This is a genomic window from Henriciella pelagia (assembly GCF_002088945.1).
In the GTDB taxonomy this organism is placed as follows: Bacteria; Pseudomonadota; Alphaproteobacteria; order Caulobacterales; family Hyphomonadaceae; genus Henriciella; species Henriciella pelagia.
Genome location: NZ_NCSU01000011.1, coordinates 278,136 through 295,551, shown reverse-complemented (window position 1 = coordinate 295,551; position 17,416 = coordinate 278,136). Strand labels below are relative to the sequence as shown.

17 protein-coding genes are annotated in these 17,416 nt (G+C 58.5%); all 17 read right to left on the bottom strand.

Annotation, left to right across the window (positions count from 1 at the left end):
- Positions 1–31: 31 nt before the first annotated feature.
- Complete coding sequence (locus B8746_RS10950; protein ID WP_084394213.1) at positions 32–721, bottom strand: ABC transporter ATP-binding protein; 690 nt, start codon at positions 719–721, stop codon at positions 32–34.
- Entirely contained in the window at positions 718–1,995 is a 1,278-nt protein-coding gene (locus B8746_RS10945; protein ID WP_084393717.1) for a lipoprotein-releasing ABC transporter permease subunit, read from the bottom strand. The genes B8746_RS10950 and B8746_RS10945 overlap by 4 nt, the downstream gene beginning before the upstream one ends.
- A complete protein-coding gene (proS, locus tag B8746_RS10940) occupies positions 1,995–3,314 on the bottom strand; it encodes a proline--tRNA ligase (protein ID WP_084393716.1) in 1,320 nt (439 codons plus the stop codon). The genes B8746_RS10945 and proS overlap by 1 nt, the downstream gene beginning before the upstream one ends.
- 102 nt (positions 3,315–3,416) lie before the next feature.
- Complete coding sequence (locus tag B8746_RS10935) at positions 3,417–3,659, bottom strand: DUF1467 family protein (RefSeq protein ID WP_084393715.1); 243 nt, start codon at positions 3,657–3,659, stop codon at positions 3,417–3,419.
- A complete protein-coding gene (mce, locus tag B8746_RS10930) occupies positions 3,659–4,090 on the bottom strand; it encodes a methylmalonyl-CoA epimerase (RefSeq protein WP_084393714.1) in 432 nt (143 codons plus the stop codon). The genes B8746_RS10935 and mce overlap by 1 nt, the downstream gene beginning before the upstream one ends.
- Positions 4,091–4,098: 8 nt before the next feature.
- Positions 4,099–5,778 carry a ribonuclease J gene (locus B8746_RS10925; protein ID WP_084393713.1) on the bottom strand — a complete coding sequence of 560 codons (1,680 nt, stop codon included), beginning with the start codon at positions 5,776–5,778 and terminating at the stop codon, positions 4,099–4,101.
- A gap of 1 nt (position 5,779) precedes the next feature.
- A complete protein-coding gene (locus tag B8746_RS10920) occupies positions 5,780–6,553 on the bottom strand; it encodes a type III pantothenate kinase (RefSeq protein WP_084393712.1) in 774 nt (257 codons plus the stop codon).
- A 1-nt stretch (position 6,554) separates the two neighbouring features.
- The gene (locus tag B8746_RS10915; protein ID WP_158084604.1) at positions 6,555–7,298 is read right to left on the bottom strand and encodes a biotin--[acetyl-CoA-carboxylase] ligase; all 744 of its coding nucleotides are present in this window, start codon (positions 7,296–7,298) and stop codon (positions 6,555–6,557) included.
- Positions 7,295–8,719 (bottom strand): NADH-quinone oxidoreductase subunit N, encoded by a 1,425-nt coding sequence (locus B8746_RS10910; RefSeq protein WP_084393710.1) that lies wholly within the window; start codon positions 8,717–8,719, stop codon positions 7,295–7,297. The genes B8746_RS10915 and B8746_RS10910 overlap by 4 nt, the downstream gene beginning before the upstream one ends.
- Before the next feature lie 6 nt (positions 8,720–8,725).
- Positions 8,726–10,216 (bottom strand): NADH-quinone oxidoreductase subunit M, encoded by a 1,491-nt coding sequence (locus tag B8746_RS10905; protein ID WP_084393709.1) that lies wholly within the window; start codon positions 10,214–10,216, stop codon positions 8,726–8,728.
- Positions 10,216–12,390, bottom strand: a complete 2,175-nt coding sequence (gene nuoL / locus B8746_RS10900) for an NADH-quinone oxidoreductase subunit L (RefSeq protein ID WP_084393708.1) — start codon at positions 12,388–12,390, stop codon at positions 10,216–10,218. The genes B8746_RS10905 and nuoL overlap by 1 nt, the downstream gene beginning before the upstream one ends.
- Before the next feature lie 7 nt (positions 12,391–12,397).
- The gene (gene nuoK / locus B8746_RS10895; RefSeq protein WP_084393707.1) at positions 12,398–12,706 is read right to left on the bottom strand and encodes an NADH-quinone oxidoreductase subunit NuoK; all 309 of its coding nucleotides are present in this window, start codon (positions 12,704–12,706) and stop codon (positions 12,398–12,400) included.
- Positions 12,707–12,708: 2 nt separating this feature from the next.
- On the bottom strand, positions 12,709–13,299 hold the full coding sequence (locus B8746_RS10890; protein WP_084393706.1) for an NADH-quinone oxidoreductase subunit J: 591 nt from the start codon (positions 13,297–13,299) through the stop codon (positions 12,709–12,711).
- Positions 13,300–13,358: 59 nt separating this feature from the next.
- On the bottom strand, positions 13,359–13,844 hold the full coding sequence (gene nuoI, locus B8746_RS10885) for an NADH-quinone oxidoreductase subunit NuoI (protein ID WP_084393705.1): 486 nt from the start codon (positions 13,842–13,844) through the stop codon (positions 13,359–13,361).
- Positions 13,841–14,917, bottom strand: coding sequence for an NADH-quinone oxidoreductase subunit NuoH (gene nuoH / locus B8746_RS10880; RefSeq protein ID WP_084393704.1), 1,077 nt, complete (start codon positions 14,915–14,917; stop codon positions 13,841–13,843). The genes nuoI and nuoH overlap by 4 nt, the downstream gene beginning before the upstream one ends.
- A gap of 9 nt (positions 14,918–14,926) precedes the next feature.
- Entirely contained in the window at positions 14,927–17,026 is a 2,100-nt protein-coding gene (nuoG, locus tag B8746_RS10875) for an NADH-quinone oxidoreductase subunit NuoG (protein ID WP_084393703.1), read from the bottom strand.
- Between the two features lie 3 nt (positions 17,027–17,029).
- Positions 17,030–17,410 (bottom strand): hypothetical protein, encoded by a 381-nt coding sequence (locus B8746_RS10870; RefSeq protein WP_084393702.1) that lies wholly within the window; start codon positions 17,408–17,410, stop codon positions 17,030–17,032.
- Positions 17,411–17,416 lie beyond the last annotated feature (6 nt).

The window sequence follows — 17,416 nt, the reverse complement described above, 5'->3', positions numbered from 1 at the left end:
CATGACGCGTCTCGCACCAGAACCGAAGGCGTCAGCCGGTAAAGGTTGTGAGTTTCCCGTCCTGCAGTGTCAGCACCCTGTCCATATGGCGTGTCAGCGCCATATTGTGCGTCGCGACAAGAACAGCTGCGCCTTCGCTCCGCGCAATCTTGATCAGGCTGGCGAACACCCGGTCCGTCGTCGCCGGGTCGAGATTACCTGTCGGCTCATCAGCAATGACAAGCTTCGGATCATTCGCAAGCGCCCGCGAAATCGCAACGCGCTGCTGTTCGCCTCCAGACAGTTGTCCGGGCTGATGAGTGGCGCGTTCCGCGAGCCCCATTTCGGCCAGCATGGAGCGCGCTTTCTCTCTCGCCGCTTTGCGCTTTACCCCGTTTACCATCAGCGGCATCGCCACATTATCGAGCGCATTGAACTCCGGCAGCAGGTGATGGAACTGGTACACGAAGCCAAGCTTCTCGCGGCGAAGACGCGTGCGCACCGAATCCGAAAGCTTCAGCACTTCTTCGCCATCGAGTAGAACCTCGCCGCCTTCGGCCCGTTCGAGCAGGCCTGCCGTATGCAACAGCGTCGACTTGCCGGAGCCGGACGGCCCGACGAGCCCCACCAGCTCGCCCCGGTTTAGCGTCAGATCCGTGCCGTCGAGCACTTTCAGAACGGTGGGGCCGCTCTTGTACTCCCGCACGATCCCCCGAAGTTCCAGAACAGGCGTTTCCACTATTCGAACCTCAGCGCTTCTACAGGGTCGAGGCGTGCAGCCGACCAGGCGGGCCAGATGGTCACCAGGACAGACATGCTCATCGCCCAGAGGGTTGTGAACAATGCTTCCCCCCAATCAAGTTCTGCCGGCAATCCCTGCAGGCCATAGGTTTCGGCATCGAAGATCTCGCCTTGCCCTGGAATGAGGAAGTTAAGCAGTGCTTCGACCGCCCCGATATTGAGGACAATGGTAATGCCAAGGATCAGGCCAATCAGCGCGCCTGTGAGGCCAAGGATCGCGCCGATCATGATGAAAGTCCGCATGATCGCGCCGCGCGTCGCGCCAATCGTCCGCAGGATGGCAATGTCACCGGTCTTGTTCTTCACGAGCATGACAACGCCGGTCACGATATTGAGCGCCGTAATGGTGATCAGGATGAGCATGATCATCCGCATCATGCCACGCTCGACATTCAGGGCATTGAGATAACCGGCCCGCTGCTGTTTCCAGTCCTGCAAATAGAAGTTCTGGCCGATTTTAGCCGTGATGTCCCGCTTTGCCTGATCCGCCTTCATCGGATCATCGAGACGGACATCAAGAAGCTGATACTCGCCGCGCTTGTTAAAGAAGAGCTGCGCCTGCTGCATCGGCATCAATACGTAGAGCTTGTCGAGTTCGACACTCCCCGTCGTGAAAACGTCGCCAACGGTATAGGACTTGCTGCGCGGGGTGACGCCGAATGGTCCGGACACGCCTTCAGGCGCAATCAGCTTGATCTGGTCACCCGGCCGAATACCAAGGTCCGATGCGAGGAATGCGCCGATCAGCACAATATCGCCGCCATTGCGCCCTTCCCCGAAACCAGCCGCATCTGCCGTGGAGCGACCAGCTTTCAGATATGGCAGATTGTCGAGATCCTCAGAGCGGACGCCGCGCACGACAGCGCCCGTGCGGGCATACTCACTCGTCGCAAGTACCTGCTGCTCGATAATGGGCGATGCACTCTTGATGCCGGGCACTTCCAGGACCTGCTGCGTCAGGTCCAGCACATTGTCTTCCGGGTAGCCATCGACCGTCACGAACACGTGCCCCTGCCCGCCCAGCAAGGCGTTCAGCAGCGTCGAACGAAACCCGGCCATGACGGACATGATCACGATCAGCGCCGTCACCGCCAGCATGATTCCGAAGAAGGAGATGATCGAGATCAGCGAAACGCCGCCATTCTGGCGTTTGGCGCGCAAGTAGCGCCAGGCAAGCGCGCGCTCAACCTCGCCAAATGGGGCTGACTTCGCCATTAGTCGGCCTTCACTTTCGCAATGGCATCTTCCAGCGTCACATCGAATTTTTCACCGCTCTTGCGATGCTTGAGCTCGACCTGACCGGCTTCAACACCGCGGGGCCCGATAACAATCTGCCAGGGCAGACCGATCAGGTCCATGCGGTTAAATTTGGACCCTGGGCGCTCATCTGTTTCATCGTAAAGCACGTCCAGGCCGGCATGGGTGAGCGCCGCATAGGCGTCATCAGCTGCCGTCGACACCGCCTCGTCTTTCGGGCGCATGGAAATCAGGCCAACATCGAACGGCGAAACCGCTTTCGGCCAGACAATGCCATTTTCGTCATGGCAGGCCTCGATAATTCCGCCAACAAGACGTGACACGCCGATGCCATAGCTGCCCATCTGGACAGGCACATTGGTACCATCAGCCGTCTGCACCATTGCGTTCATAGGCTTGGAATACTTGGTGCCGAAGAAGAAAATATGACCAACTTCGATGCCTCTCGCGGAAACCTGGCGGTCACTCGGCACGGCAGCAAATGCGGCTTCGTCATGCATTTCTTCCGTCGCTGCGTAGAGGCTGGTCCGCTTTTCCACTTCGCCAGTGAGGTCAGCTTCGAAATCCAGATCAAGACCCGGCGCACCCATGTCGAGCAGGTCCCGGTCGCAGAAAACAGCGCTCTCACCCGTATCGGCAAGCACGATGAATTCGTGGCTGAGGTCACCTCCAATCGGCCCGGTATCGGCCTGCATCGGAACCGCTTTCAGCCCCATCCGGTCAAACGCGTTGAGATAGGCGCAGAACATGCGGTTATAGCTCGCCCGCGCCGCTTCTTCGGTCAGGTCAAACGAATACGCATCCTTCATCAGGAACTCGCGGCCCCGCATCACGCCAAAACGTGGACGGATCTCGTCACGGAACTTCCATTGCGTGTGGTAGAGGTTCAGCGGCAATGCCTTGTAACTTTTCACATAAGCCCGGAATACGTCGGTGATCAGTTCTTCATTCGTCGGCCCGAACAACATTTCACGATCATGGCGGTCGGTGATGCGCAGCATCTCTTTGCCATAATCGTCATAGCGCCCACTCTCCTCCCAGAGTTCAGCCTGCTGGATGGTCGGCATCAGCAATTCGATGGCACCGGCACGGTCCATTTCCTCGCGAACAATCTGCTCAATCTTCTGCAGGACTTTGAACCCCAGCGGCAGCCAAGTGTAGATGCCCGCACCATTCTGACGAACCATGCCGGTCCGCAGCATCAGCTGGTGGGAAACAATCGCTGCATCAGCGGGAACATCTTTGGATACGGGAAGGAAGTAGCGGGACAGGCGCATAATGGTCGCAATCAATCAGATTTCGTTACGCGGCCTTGTTATTTGGGTGTGAACTTATTGGCTAGTGGCTTGATGCAAATAGGCGTCTCTCCGCCCTCCCTTTTAGCCACCATAAGCCTGCAGGAGCGGGGTGATGATCAGTCCCGCAACCACCGTACAGATGGCAGCCCCAATTGTCGCCCAGACGAGCTTCTTCGGCATCATGTGATGCGTTGGAGCGCCTTCTTCGGTCCCCTCGACAACTTCGCCATCCTCAAACTGTCCCCTCACGCCGATCGGCAGGACGGCAAACAAGCACATCCACCAGGAGATGATGAAAATGACGACGCCGCCGACAAGGTTCATCAGTGATCCCCTTTGGGCGTTTCCATAAGCTCGATCAGGACACCGTTCGAATTCTTCGGATGCACAAAAATGATAGGCGTGCCATGGGCACCGATGCGCGGCTCACCTAGCACCGTTGCACCCCGTTCCTTCATGACCGACACCGCGTCATGGATATCGTCGACCTCGAAACAGACATGGTGCTGGCCACCTTTCGGGTTCTTCTGCACAAAGTTCCAGATCGGGCTCTCTTCGCTGAGCGGCTCGATCAATTCGATCTGGCTGTTCGGAAGATTGACGAAGCAGACTTTCACCCCCTGCGCCGGCATGTCGAACGGCTCGGTGATGTCTGTTGCGCCATAGAGCGCGCGATAGGTCTCGATCGCATCCGGCAGTGACGGCACAGCCACACCGACATGGTTCAGCGGGCCAATTGTAAATGGTTTCGACATGGGGTTCCTCACACTCTCATTATCGTGACGTCGACCAGCGGCTTTCTTCCGAACACGCGTTCACAGGTCCGACGAATTGCCCTTACCAGAAGGGTCTCAACCACCTCGTCGTCAAGGCGTTTGCGACGTGACAAACCGTCCAGCGCCTCGTCGCAAGCCGCTTCCACCGCATCGAGCGACTCGTCAGCAAGGCTGCCATCTTCCTCAGACAGACCGCGTGCGGACACGTAGGGGCCATCTGCAATACTGCCATCTTCGTCAATCGATACGCTGGCCGTGACATATCCATATTTAGAGATGGCGACGCGTTCTCTCAATCCTTCGGACCCGGCTGGAACAAGCCTGTTGCCATCGAGATGCAGCCGCCCGTTTGGAACGACATCAATCACTTCAACCTTGCCCGGTGCCAGGCGGATCAGATCGCCATTGCGCGGGGTCACCGCATCCGCAACCTGCAATGATTTCGCAAAGGTCGCGTGCTCCATGATGTGACGTCGCTCGCCATGAACCGGAACGGACACGCGCGGCCTGACCCACTGATACATGCGCTCCAGCTCGTCACGTGCAGGGTGACCGGACACATGGATCGGCTCCTTGCTCATCTTGTCAGTGATGATCCGCACGCCCTTTTCCGCCAGCGTGTTCTGAAGCTCGAAGATCCCCTTCTCATTGCCAGGTATGACGCGCGACGAAAATATCACGGTATCGCCCGCACCAAGGCTGATGTGGCGGTGCGTGTCACTGGCAATCCTGCCGAGCGCCGCGCGTTCTTCGCCCTGGCTGCCCGTGCAAAGATAGAGAATCTTGTCCGGCGGAAAGCTTCCGGCATCAGCCTCATCTACAAGGTCTGGCAATTCGGTGAGGACGCGTGTCGACACGGCCGCGTCCACGATCTTGTGCATGCTTCTGCCAGCAAGGCATACGCTGCGGCCTGAGAGGCGAGCCGCCTCGATAACGGTCGCCACACGCGCTACATTCGACGCAAACGTCGCCACGGCAACGCGCCCCGAAAGGGAGCCTATCAACTTGATGAGATTACGACGGACCGTCGCTTCAGACCCACTTTCACCTTCAACGAAAACGTTGGTGCTGTCGCACACCATTGCGAGGACGCCTTCATCCCCAAGGCGCTTGAGCGCATCGACGTCGACCCCTTCGCCAATCAGCGGGTCAGGGTCGATCTTCCAGTCGCCTGTATGAAGTATGGTGCCCGCCGGCGTCTTGATAGCCAGCGCATTCGGCTCGGGTATCGAGTGCGTCAGCGTCACATAGGTCACTTCAAACGGACCAGCCTCGACACTGCCTTCAAGCGGAACGACATTCACATCGACGTGCGACAGACCGCGCTCCGCCAGCCTTCCGGCAACGAGGTGGGCAGTGAAAGGCGTCGCATACAGCGGCGCGCGCAGTCGTGGCCAAAGCAGGCCCACTGCTCCGATATGGTCCTCATGCGCATGCGTCAGGAAGATAGCTTCGATCTGGTCTGCATATTCTGTAATGAATTCAGGATCGGCGCAGATGAGATCAATACCCGGCGTCGTATCGTCACCAAAGGTCACTCCCAGATCGACGAGTATCCATCTCCGGTCGTCAGCAGGCCCGTAGCCATATGCGTTCAAATTCATCCCGATCTCGCCGCAACCGCCAAGCGGCAGGAAAACGAGTTCGGGCGTGTCGAGATTGGGCATGTCAGCCTTTTTGGTTGCGTCTGAAGATTTCCAGAAGCCCCGATTCCATCAGCGTCTGGTCATAGTGGTCAATCGTGGCGCTCGCCCCCTCGAACAGGGACGCGACGCCGCCCGTTGCGATCACCGTCATCGGCTGGCCGTACTCGTCCTTGACCCGGCGCACAAGCCCGTCAATGAGATCAATATACCCCCAGAAGACACCAGACTGCATCGCAGCTACGGTGGAATCGCCAATGACTTTCTCAGGTCGCTGGATCGCAATCCGCGGCAGCTGGGCCGCGGCGTCATGCAATGCACGCATTGAAAGGTTGATGCCCGGGCTGATGATCCCCCCCTCAAACCCGCCATCAGGCCCGACAATGTCCAGCGTTGTCGCCGTTCCGCTATCGATCACGATCAAGGCGCCAGGATAGGCGACATGGGCTCCGATTGCTGCGACCAGGCGGTCGGCTCCGACCTGTTCAGGCCGCGCAATGCGGATCGGAACACCCAATTCCACACCCGCCTCGCCAACGACCAGCGGCTCCACACCAAAATACCGGCGAGCGAGGTTTCGGAAGTTGAACAGGGCTTGCGGCACCACGCACGAAATCACGCACGCATCAATGTCGTAGAGGGACACCTTGCGCATATCCATGAGGGGGCCGAGCCACACCACATAGTCGTCCGCCGTCTTGCGAGGGTCGGTTGCGCTGCGCCACATGGCGACCCATTCCTTGCCATCATGGAGGGCAAACACCGTATTGGTATTGCCGATATCGATTGCCAACAGCATCTCAGCTCACCTCTCTGACGAGTTCCACATCGCCTGCCCTGATTATCCGAACAGAACCATTGGGCAATTCCAGTCGCAATCCACCATCTGGCTCCAGGCCAACAAATCGTCCGGTGAGCGCAGGCTCTTCCTTCCCGATGCGGACGGTCTCGCCTAGTCCTTCTGCCCGCGCTTCCCACTGCCTCAGCAATCCTGGAAAATCGTCGCGCGCTTGCGCAACGCGTTTCGCAAAGGCCGGGCGAATAGCTTCCATCACCATGTCGGCATCGACAGGTGTTCCGGGTGCGAGGTTTTGAAGACAGGTTGCGAGCTGGCCGACGCTTTCAGGAGCCGTCTGGACATTCGTGCCCATTCCCGCAGCTATCCAGGATGTACCGCCCGGGCCGGCACCAGCCTCAATGAGGATTCCGCAAAGCTTCGCGCCATCGACGCGAACGTCATTCGGCCATTTCAACCTTACCGGCGCTTTCGGCGCAACAACCGCACAGACGTCTGCGATAGCCAGCCCTGCGGCAAACGGAAGCCGCGTCGCGACGCCTATGCCGCCTGGCTCCAGGAAAAGCGCGGTACAATAAAGGTTTCCTGTTGGCGAGGCCCACTGACGCCCCAGACGGCCACGACCGGCTGTCTGTTCCCGCGCTGCGATCCACAGCGGTCCGTAATGGCCAGCCTGCGCAAGACGGCGCGCCTCTTCATTGGTGCTGTCGATAGAAGCGTGCCACTGAACCGGCGTATCTGGCCTCACTGAGCGAACCCGGCTGTCACCGCAGTCGCCCAGTCGGTAAAGGGCGCGATGAAGATGAAGAGCGCGATACACGCCGCCGCTGCAGCATAGATCGACAGAGTGACCGTGGTGTCGATGGGCTGGAACTTCTCGGCAGGTTCTCTCACCCACATGATCAGAATGATCCGGAGATAATAACCGAATGCAATGACCGAGCTGATCACCAGGATGATCAGCAGCGGCAGAAGCCCTGCATTCCAGCCGGCTTCAAAGATCAACAGCTTGCCAAGAAAGCCGACGGCCAGCGGGAAACCCGCCACCGAGATCACCAGCACCGTCAGCGCAATGGCAAGACCGGCACGTCGCCGGACAAGGCCCGCAAGCTCATCGATGCTTTCTACCATGCCGCCTTCGCGGCGCATGGCCAGCACGCCGCCGAAAAGACCAATCGAAGCGATGACATAGCTCGTCATGAAGACGAGGAGCGCCGCCGCGCCATACTGGGCACCTGCAGCGATCGCGACCAGCGCATATCCCATGTTTGCAATCGAAGAATAGCCCAACAGGCGTTTGAGGTTGGTCTGGATGAGCGCACCAAAGGCCCCGATCAGCATGGACAGTGCCGCGATGATGGCGATGATCATCTGCCAGTCTTCAAAGACGGTCGGGAACGCCGTGAACATCAGGTTCGCGAAGACGACCATGCTGGCCATTTTCGGTGCCGTCGCGAAGAAGGCGACAACCGGGCTCGGAGCCCCCTCATAGACGTCCGGCGTCCACACATGCATCGGCGCGGCCGACACCTTGAACGCCAGGCCGGAAATCATCAGCACCATGCCGAAGAGAAGGCCAATGCCGCCCTCGGCTTCTGCAATGCCCTCATAGCTCGTTGTTCCGGCAAAGCCATAGACCAGAGAGATGCCGTAGAGCAGCAGGCCGGACGCCAGCGCACCCAGCACGAAATACTTGAGGCCCGCTTCCGCCGAACGCATCGAATCACGATGGAAGGATGCCAGCACGTAGGAGGACAGGCTGAGCGTCTCAATGCCCATGTAGAGTGTCATCAGGTTCGACGCGGACAGGATGATGCCCATGCCAAGCGATGCGAAGATGATCAGCAACGCATATTCATAACGGATCGTCCCGTGCCGCTTCAGGAAGTTCTCGCCCATGAGCAAGGTCGCGGCGCCGGCGCCAAAGCTGACCAGCTTTGCGAAATTCACGAACGGGCCCGTCGTAACGAGGCCGCCAAACGCTTCTCCGCCTTCCCAGCTCATCAGCACAAAGGCTGCAGCCACCAGAAGGGAAAGCGCGCCGAACTTGAAGGACACGCTGTTGAAGCGGTCCCCCATGACAGCCCCTAGCAGGACGCCTGTCAGGCCCGCGGCTGCGAGAAAGAATTCCGGCCCGATTGCCGCTATCATCGCCTCGAAATCAAACATGGGCGACTAACCTCCGGTGATCATCTGCAGCGCGCGAAGGCTCGTCTCGCGCGTGATCGTGAAAATGAGATTTGGAGCCACACCCAGCAGGATCGTGCCAATCACGAGCGGCACGAGGCAGATCAGCTCCTTGGTGTTGACGTCCTTGATGGATTCAAGGGCCGGATTAGTGATCTGCCCGAACACCGTTCGACGATAGAGCGTCAGCATGTAGACAGCCGAGAAGATCACGCCGAGCGCTGCCCCGGCAGCCGCCCAGGTCGACGCCTGGAAGGCGCCTGCCATGGTCAGGATTTCACCGACGAACCCGCTTGTCCCTGGCAGGCCGACATTGGCCATGGAGAACAGCATGAAAATGGTCGCATAGACCGGCATCTTGTGGACCAGCCCGCCATACGCCGCGATCTCGCGCGTGTGCATCCGGTCATAGACCACGCCAACGATGAGGAAGAGTGCACCTGATATCAGGCCGTGGGAGATCATCTGGAAGATCGCACCCTGCATGCCGACTTCGGTAAAAGAGAAGATGCCAAGCGTGACAAAACCCATATGTGCGACGGACGAATAGGCAATCAGCTTTTTCATATCCGTCTGGCGCCACGCGACGAGCGAAGCGTACACAATCGCGATGACCGACAGAGCAAACATCATCGGCTGGAAGAGTTCACTCGCATCCGGAAACATCGGCAGGGAGAACCGGATGAAGCCATAACCACCCATCTTCAGCAGGATCCCCGCCAGGATGACGGAACCGGCCGTCGGCGCCTGCACGTGCGCGTCCGGCAACCAGGTATGAACCGGCCACATCGGCAGCTTCACCGCAAAGGAAGCGAAGAAGGCAAGCCATAGCCAGGTCTGGACTTCGGGCGCGAATGCGAACGTCTCAAGGACTGCAATGTCAGATGTTCCGGCCTGCAGATACATGAACACAACAGCGGCCAGCATGAAAAGAGAGCCAAGAAGCGTGTACAGGAAGAATTTGAACGATGCGTAGATGCGGTCAACGCCGCCCCAGACACCGATAATGATGAACATCGGGATCAGGCCAGCTTCAAAGAAAACGTAGAAGACAACGAGGTCGAGCGCGCAGAACACGCCGATCATGAACGTCTCGAGCACGAGGAATGCGATCGTGTATTCGGTCAGGCGCTCCTTCACCGACCCCATGGACGCAATCAGGCTAATGGGCGTCAGGAATGTCGTGAGCAGGATGAGCAGCAGCGACATCCCATCGACGCCCATCTTGTACTGGATGTTTGCAAACCAGCTGACTTCCTCAACGAGCTGATAACCCGGTGCGGACATGTCGAAGCTCATCAGCATGACGAGCGATGCCAGGAAGGTCGCGAGCGAGAAGATCAGTCCAGCCACAAGCGATTTTTCGCCGCCCGTCGCATCGCTGTCCTGCCCACCCGTCATTGCCCGCACGAGCATGATCAGCACAGCGCCAGCAAGCGGCAGGAACGTTACCGCGGTCAGAATCGGGAAATTGCCCATCAGCCCGCGCCTCCGACGCGCCAGAAGATCACCGCGCCAAAGACGAGCGCTGCGCCGATGATCACGAATGCATAGTGATAGAGATAGCCGGTGTGCATCGCAGACAGTCTGCGCGAGCCCCAGCGGACCAGTGACGTCACACCATCTGGGCCGAAGCCGTCGATGATCTGCTTGTCGCCCGTTTTCCAGAAGAAGTTTCCGAGAATGCGCGAGCCGCGAATGAGCGTCGCATTATAGATCTCGTCAAAATACCATTTGTTCGCAAACAGGCTGTGCAGGGGACCGCCGGATGCTGCGATCTTCGCACCGAAGCCACGATTGAACAGATAGGTGAAGGTCGCAATCAGGAAGCCCGTCACCGTCACGATGAGCGGTGCCCAGAACACCCACTCCGGAACCTCATACTTCTCTTCCAGCAGATGGTTTGACGGGGTCGTGTAGATTGCTCCGGCCCAGAAGTCGGCCTGATGGTGGCCGACAAACGATCCGTAGAAGATCAGACCAGCAAAGATCGCCCCCAGCGAGAGCAGTCCGAGCGGTATGAGCATGACCATTGGCGATTCGTGCGGATCACCGTGATGCCCGTGAGCGTGATCATCATGGGCGTGGTCATCCGTTGCGAGATGGTCGTCGGCATGGCTGTCGGCTTCATGCGCATCCGCAGGCATCGAATCCTCACGCGGCCCATGAAACGTCATGTAGATGAGTCGCCATGAATAGAAGCTGGTCAGAAGCGCCGCCAGGATACCGAACCAGAAAGCGACCTGCGCGAAGGTGACACCATTCTCGCTCGCCGCAAAAGCTGTTTCAAGAATGGCATCCTTCGAAAAGAAGCCGGCAAAACCGAACTGCGAATGCGGAAGGCCGAGGCCGATGATCGCGATGGTGCCGATCATCATCGCCGCATAGGTCAGTGGCATATACTTCGCGACCCCGCCCATCCGGCGCATGTCCTGCTCATGGTGCATGCCGTGAATGACGGACCCCGCACCAAGGAAAAGGAGTGCCTTGAAGAAGGCGTGTGTGAACAGGTGGAACATGGCAGCCTGATAGGCACCAATACCTGCCGCAAAGAACATGTAGCCGAGCTGCGAACAGGTCGAATACGCAATGACACGCTTGATGTCGTTCTGCGCAAGGCCGACCGTCGCCGCATAGAGTGCGGTGACAGCACCGATAATTGTCACCATTCCGGCGGCGACAGGTGCGTATTCGTAGATCGGGGACACAAGACAGACGAGATAGACACCCGCGGTCACCATGGTCGCCGCATGAATCAGTGCGGACACTGGCGTCGGGCCTTCCATCGCGTCCGGCAGCCAGACATGAAGGAAGAATTGGGCCGACTTGCCCATCGCGCCGATGAACAGCAGGACACCAATTACTTCCAGGGCTGGCAGGTCCCAGTTGAGGAATGGAATGACGAGCTCCTGAACCGGCGCAGCGGACGCGAGCGCAAGCGGCGTCACCGTCGCATTGGACTTGATAGCCTCAAGCACCGGCCCGAATTCGACAGATCCAAAAACAAGGAAGACGGCCATGATGCCAAGCGCGAGACCGAAGTCACCAACCCGGTTGGTCACGAAGGCCTTGATGGCAGCATCGTTCGGCGCCTTGTTCTGGTACCAGAAGCCGATCAGCAGATAGGAAGCGAGACCAACGCCTTCCCAGCCAAAGAAGAGCTGGATGAAATTGTCTGCCGTCACCAGCATCAACATCATGAAGGTAAAGAGCGACAGGTAAGAGAAAAAGCGCGCGCGGTGCGGGTCTTCAGCCATGTATCCCCATGAATAGAGATGCACGAGGCCGGAGACGCCCGTAATCACAGCCATCATCACGATGGAGAGCGCATCAACCCGGATGGCCCAGTCGGCTTCGAACAGGCCCACATCCATCCAGGTCATCAGCTTGATGACATGCTGGAAGGCTTCAACAGCAACTGCGCCATGACCACCATCTGCAGGGGCTGCCGTGTGCACCGCCTCGACCGCGCCATGACCTCCGAAAGCGAACATGAAAAGCTGGATGATCGACAGGATGCCGGCGAGGCCGACCGTGCCTGTCGTGATGATCATCGCGCCACGATCCGTGACGAGCTTCTGGAACAGGCCCGCGATGATCGCCGCAAGGCCCGGTCCGAGGACGATAAAGAGAAGAAGGGAATCGGAAAGCATGTCTGGGTCAGCCCTTCATCAGATCCACGCTCTCGACGGCGATATCGCCGCGATTGCGGAAGTAGACCACCAGGATCGCAAGCCCTACCGCCGCTTCAGCAGCGGCAACGGTCAGAACCAGCATGGCGAAGATCTGCCCCGTGATTGTTCCGGAAAAGACCGAAAACGCGACAAGGTTCAGATTGACCGACAGCAGGATCAGTTCGATCGCCATCAGGATGACGATGATATTCTTGCGGTTCACGAAAATGCCCACGACACCTGTCGTAAACAGCACGGCCGAAACGGCCAGGAAGTGATTGACGGTAATGTCCATGGCTACAGCCCCTCACCTGATTTGACGTCGAGCTGACGGGTCGCATCCTTGCGGCGGCGAGCCGTCTGCTTCGCGATGTTCTGGCGTTTGACATGCGGGCGATGACGAAGCGTCAGCACGATCGCGCCGATCATGGCGACCAGTAGGATCAGGCCCGAAAGCTGGAACAGCAGAAGATAGTCAGTGTACATGACCTGACCGATCGCCTCGGCATTGGTTTCAGCGCCCGGATAGGGGTTGAAATTGTCGGCCGTGTCACCGCGGGCAAACGTCGCGAGCGCAATCTCGGCAATAAAGGCGATGCCCATGAGCGCGCCGAAGGGCAAATAGCTGAGAAACCCTTGCTTCAACTCAACGAAATCGACGTCCAGCATCATGACGACGAAAAGGAAGAGCACTGCGACCGCGCCGACATAGACCACGACCAGAAGCATGGCGAGAAATTCCGCGCCGATCAGCACGAGCAGTCCTGCCGACGTAAAGAACGCCAGGATCAGCCACAGCACAGAGTGCACCGGGTTCTTGGCCGCAATCACCGACACGGCGGAAATCGTGACGATGGCCGCCAATATGTAAAAGGCAATCAGTTCCACCGGGTCAGCCCCAATTCTTGCGACGGCCCTCGCCGCCAATTCCTAAATCCAACGCCGCCCTAGCGGTACGGCGCGTCGAGTTCGAGATTGCGTGCGATCAGCCGTTCCCAGCGATCTCCGTTCGCAAGCAGTCTCTCCTTGTCGTAATACAGTTCCTCGCGGGTTTCCGTCGCGAATTCGAAGTTCGGTCCTTCGACAATGGCGTCCACCGGGCAAGCCTCCTGGCAGAAGCCGCAATAGATGCACTTCACCATATCAATGTCATAGCGCGTGGTGCGACGTGAACCGTCCTCGCGAGGCTCTGCCTCGATCGTGATGGCCTGCGCCGGGCAGATCGCTTCGCACAGCTTACAGGCGATGCAGCGCTCTTCACCGTTTGGGTATCTGCGAAGCGCATGCTCGCCGCGAAAACGCGGGCTGAGCGGGTTCTTCTCGAATGGATAATTATTCGTCGCCTTGCGACGGAAGAATTCGCGCAAGCCGAGGCCGAATGCACTGAAGAAGTCAGTTAGCAGGGCGCCGCGTAGGGTCTGGACGAGGCTCATGACTGAACTCCCATGTAAACGACATATCCGGCGACGATGAAGACAGCGACGAGCGAGGTCGGCAGGAAAATCTTCCAGCCAAGGCGCATCAGCTGGTCATAGCGATAGCGCGGCACAACGGCCTTCACGAGCGCAAACAGGAAGAAGCAGAAGACGACTTTTGCCATGAACCAGGCGAGATGACCAAGATTGACCAACCATTGCGGGAAGTTCGCAATAAAATCCTCTCCAAACGCGATCGGTCCATGCCAGCCGCCCATGAACAGGATCACCATCATCGAACACATCAGCACGATGTTGAGGTACTCACCGATCATGAAGAGCAGATATGGCGTCGAGGAATATTCGACCTGATAACCGGCCACGAGCTCGGATTCTGCTTCCGGAAGATCGAAAGGCGGACGGTTCGTTTCGGCGAGCGCCGATACGAAGAACATCACAAACATCACCACCATGACCGGGAAGAGCAGGATGTGGTTGAAGCTGAACACATGCCAGGTCCAGAAACCGCCGGACTGATTGTCGACGATTTCAGACAGGTTCATCGACCCGACCAGCAGGATCACCGTAATGATGATGAAGCCGATGGAGACCTCATAGGACACCATCTGCGCGGCAGAGCGCAACGATCCCAGGAACGGATATTTCGAATTCGACGCCCAGCCGCCCATGATAATGCCGTAAACACCGAGCGAGGACACCGCGAACAGGTAGAGAATGCCGACATTGAGATCAGACACGACCCAGCCCGGTGCGACCGGAATGACGGCCCATGACGCGAAAGCCAGTGTCAGAGACAAAATCGGCGCGAGCAGGAACACCGTCTTGTTGGCACCCGCCGGAATGATGATCTCTTTCAGCAGGAACTTTCCGAAATCGGCAAAGCTTTGCATCAGGCCAAATGGGCCAACAACGTTCGGCCCCTTGCGCATCATCACAGCCGCCCAGACCTTCCGGTCCATCAGCAGCAGGAAGGCCAGCGACAATAGCAGGACAATGGTGAACAGCAGGATCTGACCGATCACGGTCAGCCAGCCAAACAACAGTCCGTGTTCCTGGATGAATGCACTCATGGCGCTCGCCTACTCCGCTGCTACCGGCGTTTCAAGGCCACGCTTCATCAGCGAGCACTCAGCCATTGTCTTCGATGCCCGGGCAATCGGGTTGGTCAGGTAGAAATCTGCAAATGGCGCTTCAAAAGGCCGCGCCTTAACAAGGCCTTGCGGCTTCGCTGGCGCTTCCTTCAGCGCAGCGTGGCCAGACGCACCGGGCGCAAATCCCAGTCCTGCAAACACTTCATTCTGCTCGCGAAGCACCTGACGAAGCTCAGCGTCCGAATCGTAGCTCAACGTCTTGCCGAGAACGTCGGACAGCGCCCGGAAGATGGCCCAGCCATCTTTCGCTTCTCCCTTGGGCTGAACGGCCTGGGTCGTCATCTGCACGCGCCCCTCCGTGTTTACATAGGTCGCATCCAGTTCCGAATAGGCTGCGCATGGCAGGATGATGTCTGCCTTCGAAGCACCGGCATCGCCGTGATGGCCGACATAGATCGTCTTGGTGCTTCCAAGACCGGAGAGGTCAAGCTCATCGGCGCCAAGCAGGACCAGCGTATCGACGCCGCCACTTAACATTTCAGCCGTATCGGCCCCGCCTTCACCCGGCACAAAGCCGACATCCAGTGCGCCAACCCGACCTGCCGCATTGTGAAGAACACCAAAGCCAGTCCAGTCTTCGCTGATCGCAGAAGCCTCAAGCGCGAGATCGTGCGCAGCATTCAGCACATCTAGACCGGCATCACCGAGCAGTGCTTGTTCACCGACAACGACCATCGGCCGTTTTGCATTGCGGAACGCCTCCATGAAGACGCTGTCGCGGCTGAAGAGTCCGGCAAGGCTGTCTGCTCCAATACCGAGATGCTCATAGTCGTAAGTGAGATCGACCGGCTCACCGACGACCCCCACCTTGAGATCATTCCAGAGCCACGCCTTGCGGATGCGGGCATTCCAGACGGCAGCTTCCACGCGCGGGTTTACCCCGATCAAGAGCAGCGCATCGGCCTCTTCCACACCCATAAGGGTCGGGTTGAGTATGTAGCGCTCACGCACACCGTCCAGACCGTATTTCGCCCCTGCCGGCCGACAGTCCGTGGACTGGATGCCAAGGCTGCGCGCTAGGTCGAGCGCGGCCTTCGCCTGTTCGACTTCAACCAGGTTTCCAGCAATGATGCCCATTCTGGACGCGTCGCCTTTCAGCAGCTCTGCAGTGGCAGACAGCGCTTCACCCCAGCTTGCAGGACGGAGTTTTCCATTCTCGCGAATGTACGGCTTATCGAGGCGCTGGCGGCCAAGGCCGTCCCAGATGAAGCGCGACTTGTCTGACAGCCACTCCTCGTTCACCTCTTCATTGATGACCGGCATAATGCGCATGACGGCATCGCCCTTGGCATCGATGCGGATCGCCGAGCCGAGTGCATCCATCACATCGATCGACTCGGTCTTGCGCAGCTCCCAGGGGCGCGCATTGTACGCATAAGGCTTGGAGGTCAACGCGCCGACCGGGCAGAGATCGATGACATTGCCAGACAGCTCCGACGTCAGCGACTCTTCAAGATAGGTTGTGATTTCGGCGTCTTCGCCGCGCGAGATCATACCGATTTCTTCAACGCCCGCGACTTCCGCCGCAAAACGGACACAGCGCGTGCACTGGATACAGCGCGTCATGATCGTCTTGACCAGCGGACCCATATTCTTGTTTTCGACCGCGCGCTTGTTGAGGTCATAGCGCGAACCAGAACGGCCATAGGCCATCGCCTGGTCCTGCAGGTCGCATTCGCCCCCCTGGTCGCAGATCGGGCAATCCAGCGGGTGGTTGATGAGCAGGAATTCCATGACGCCATTGCGCGCCTTTTCTACATAGTCACCCTTGGTGAGAATGTTCGGCGGCGTGCCATCCGGATTCATCCGCATCTCGCCCACGGTCTGCGCGCAGCTCGCAATCGGCTTCGGCGCGCCCTTCCACTGGACGAGACACATGCGGCAATTACCAGCGATCGACAGGCGCTCATGGTAACAGAAGCGCGGGATTTCGGCGCCGGCCTCCTCACACGCCTGCATCAGCGTGTAGGACTTTGGAACCTCAATGTCCCTGCCATCAATGTTGAGCTTGAATAGATCGTCAGCCATGAATCAGAACTCTTTCACGGGATTGAATTCGGCTTTGCGCACAGCGGAGTTCCAGCGCGCCAGCAAATAGGTCGGGATGATAGTGAAAAGCGCACCCTGCAGGCCGCCGGAGCGCCAGGTTCGCTGCGCCAACAGGTCGAAAGACACACCCAGCAACATCCAGAGCACAGCAACAGCGAGAACCGCCCAGAGAAACTTGGTGGAGGCGAGTGACATGACACCCAGAACCGCCATCAGTGCGAGTTTCGCCGTCCACAGCCAGGCACCAGCCGAGATCGCGCCGTCCAGACCCACTACCTGAATGAGCGTGATCAGGCCGAACACGTTCAGCCCAATGATCACCGCGCACCAGATCGCAGTCAGTATGTTGCGCAAAAGGTTCATGCCCAG

Coding starts and splice junctions, on each gene's coding strand:
- B8746_RS10945 (WP_084393717.1), bottom strand. CDS start 1,995: ATGGCGAAGTCAGCCCCATTTGGCGAGGTTGAGCGCGCGCTTGCCTGG.
- proS (WP_084393716.1), bottom strand. CDS start 3,314: ATGCGCCTGTCCCGCTACTTCCTTCCCGTATCCAAAGATGTTCCCGCT.
- B8746_RS10935 (WP_084393715.1), bottom strand. CDS start 3,659: ATGAACCTTGTCGGCGGCGTCGTCATTTTCATCATCTCCTGGTGGATG.
- mce (WP_084393714.1), bottom strand. CDS start 4,090: ATGTCGAAACCATTTACAATTGGCCCGCTGAACCATGTCGGTGTGGCT.
- B8746_RS10925 (WP_084393713.1), bottom strand. CDS start 5,778: ATGCCCAATCTCGACACGCCCGAACTCGTTTTCCTGCCGCTTGGCGGT.
- B8746_RS10920 (WP_084393712.1), bottom strand. CDS start 6,553: ATGCTGTTGGCAATCGATATCGGCAATACCAATACGGTGTTTGCCCTC.
- B8746_RS10910 (WP_084393710.1), bottom strand. CDS start 8,719: ATGTTTGATTTCGAGGCGATGATAGCGGCAATCGGGCCGGAATTCTTT.
- B8746_RS10905 (WP_084393709.1), bottom strand. CDS start 10,216: ATGGGCAATTTCCCGATTCTGACCGCGGTAACGTTCCTGCCGCTTGCT.
- nuoL (WP_084393708.1), bottom strand. CDS start 12,390: ATGCTTTCCGATTCCCTTCTTCTCTTTATCGTCCTCGGACCGGGCCTT.
- nuoK (WP_084393707.1), bottom strand. CDS start 12,706: ATGGACATTACCGTCAATCACTTCCTGGCCGTTTCGGCCGTGCTGTTT.
- nuoI (WP_084393705.1), bottom strand. CDS start 13,844: ATGAGCCTCGTCCAGACCCTACGCGGCGCCCTGCTAACTGACTTCTTC.
- nuoH (WP_084393704.1), bottom strand. CDS start 14,917: ATGAGTGCATTCATCCAGGAACACGGACTGTTGTTTGGCTGGCTGACC.
- nuoG (WP_084393703.1), bottom strand. CDS start 17,026: ATGGCTGACGATCTATTCAAGCTCAACATTGATGGCAGGGACATTGAG.
- B8746_RS10870 (WP_084393702.1), bottom strand. CDS start 17,410: ATGAACCTTTTGCGCAACATACTGACTGCGATCTGGTGCGCGGTGATC.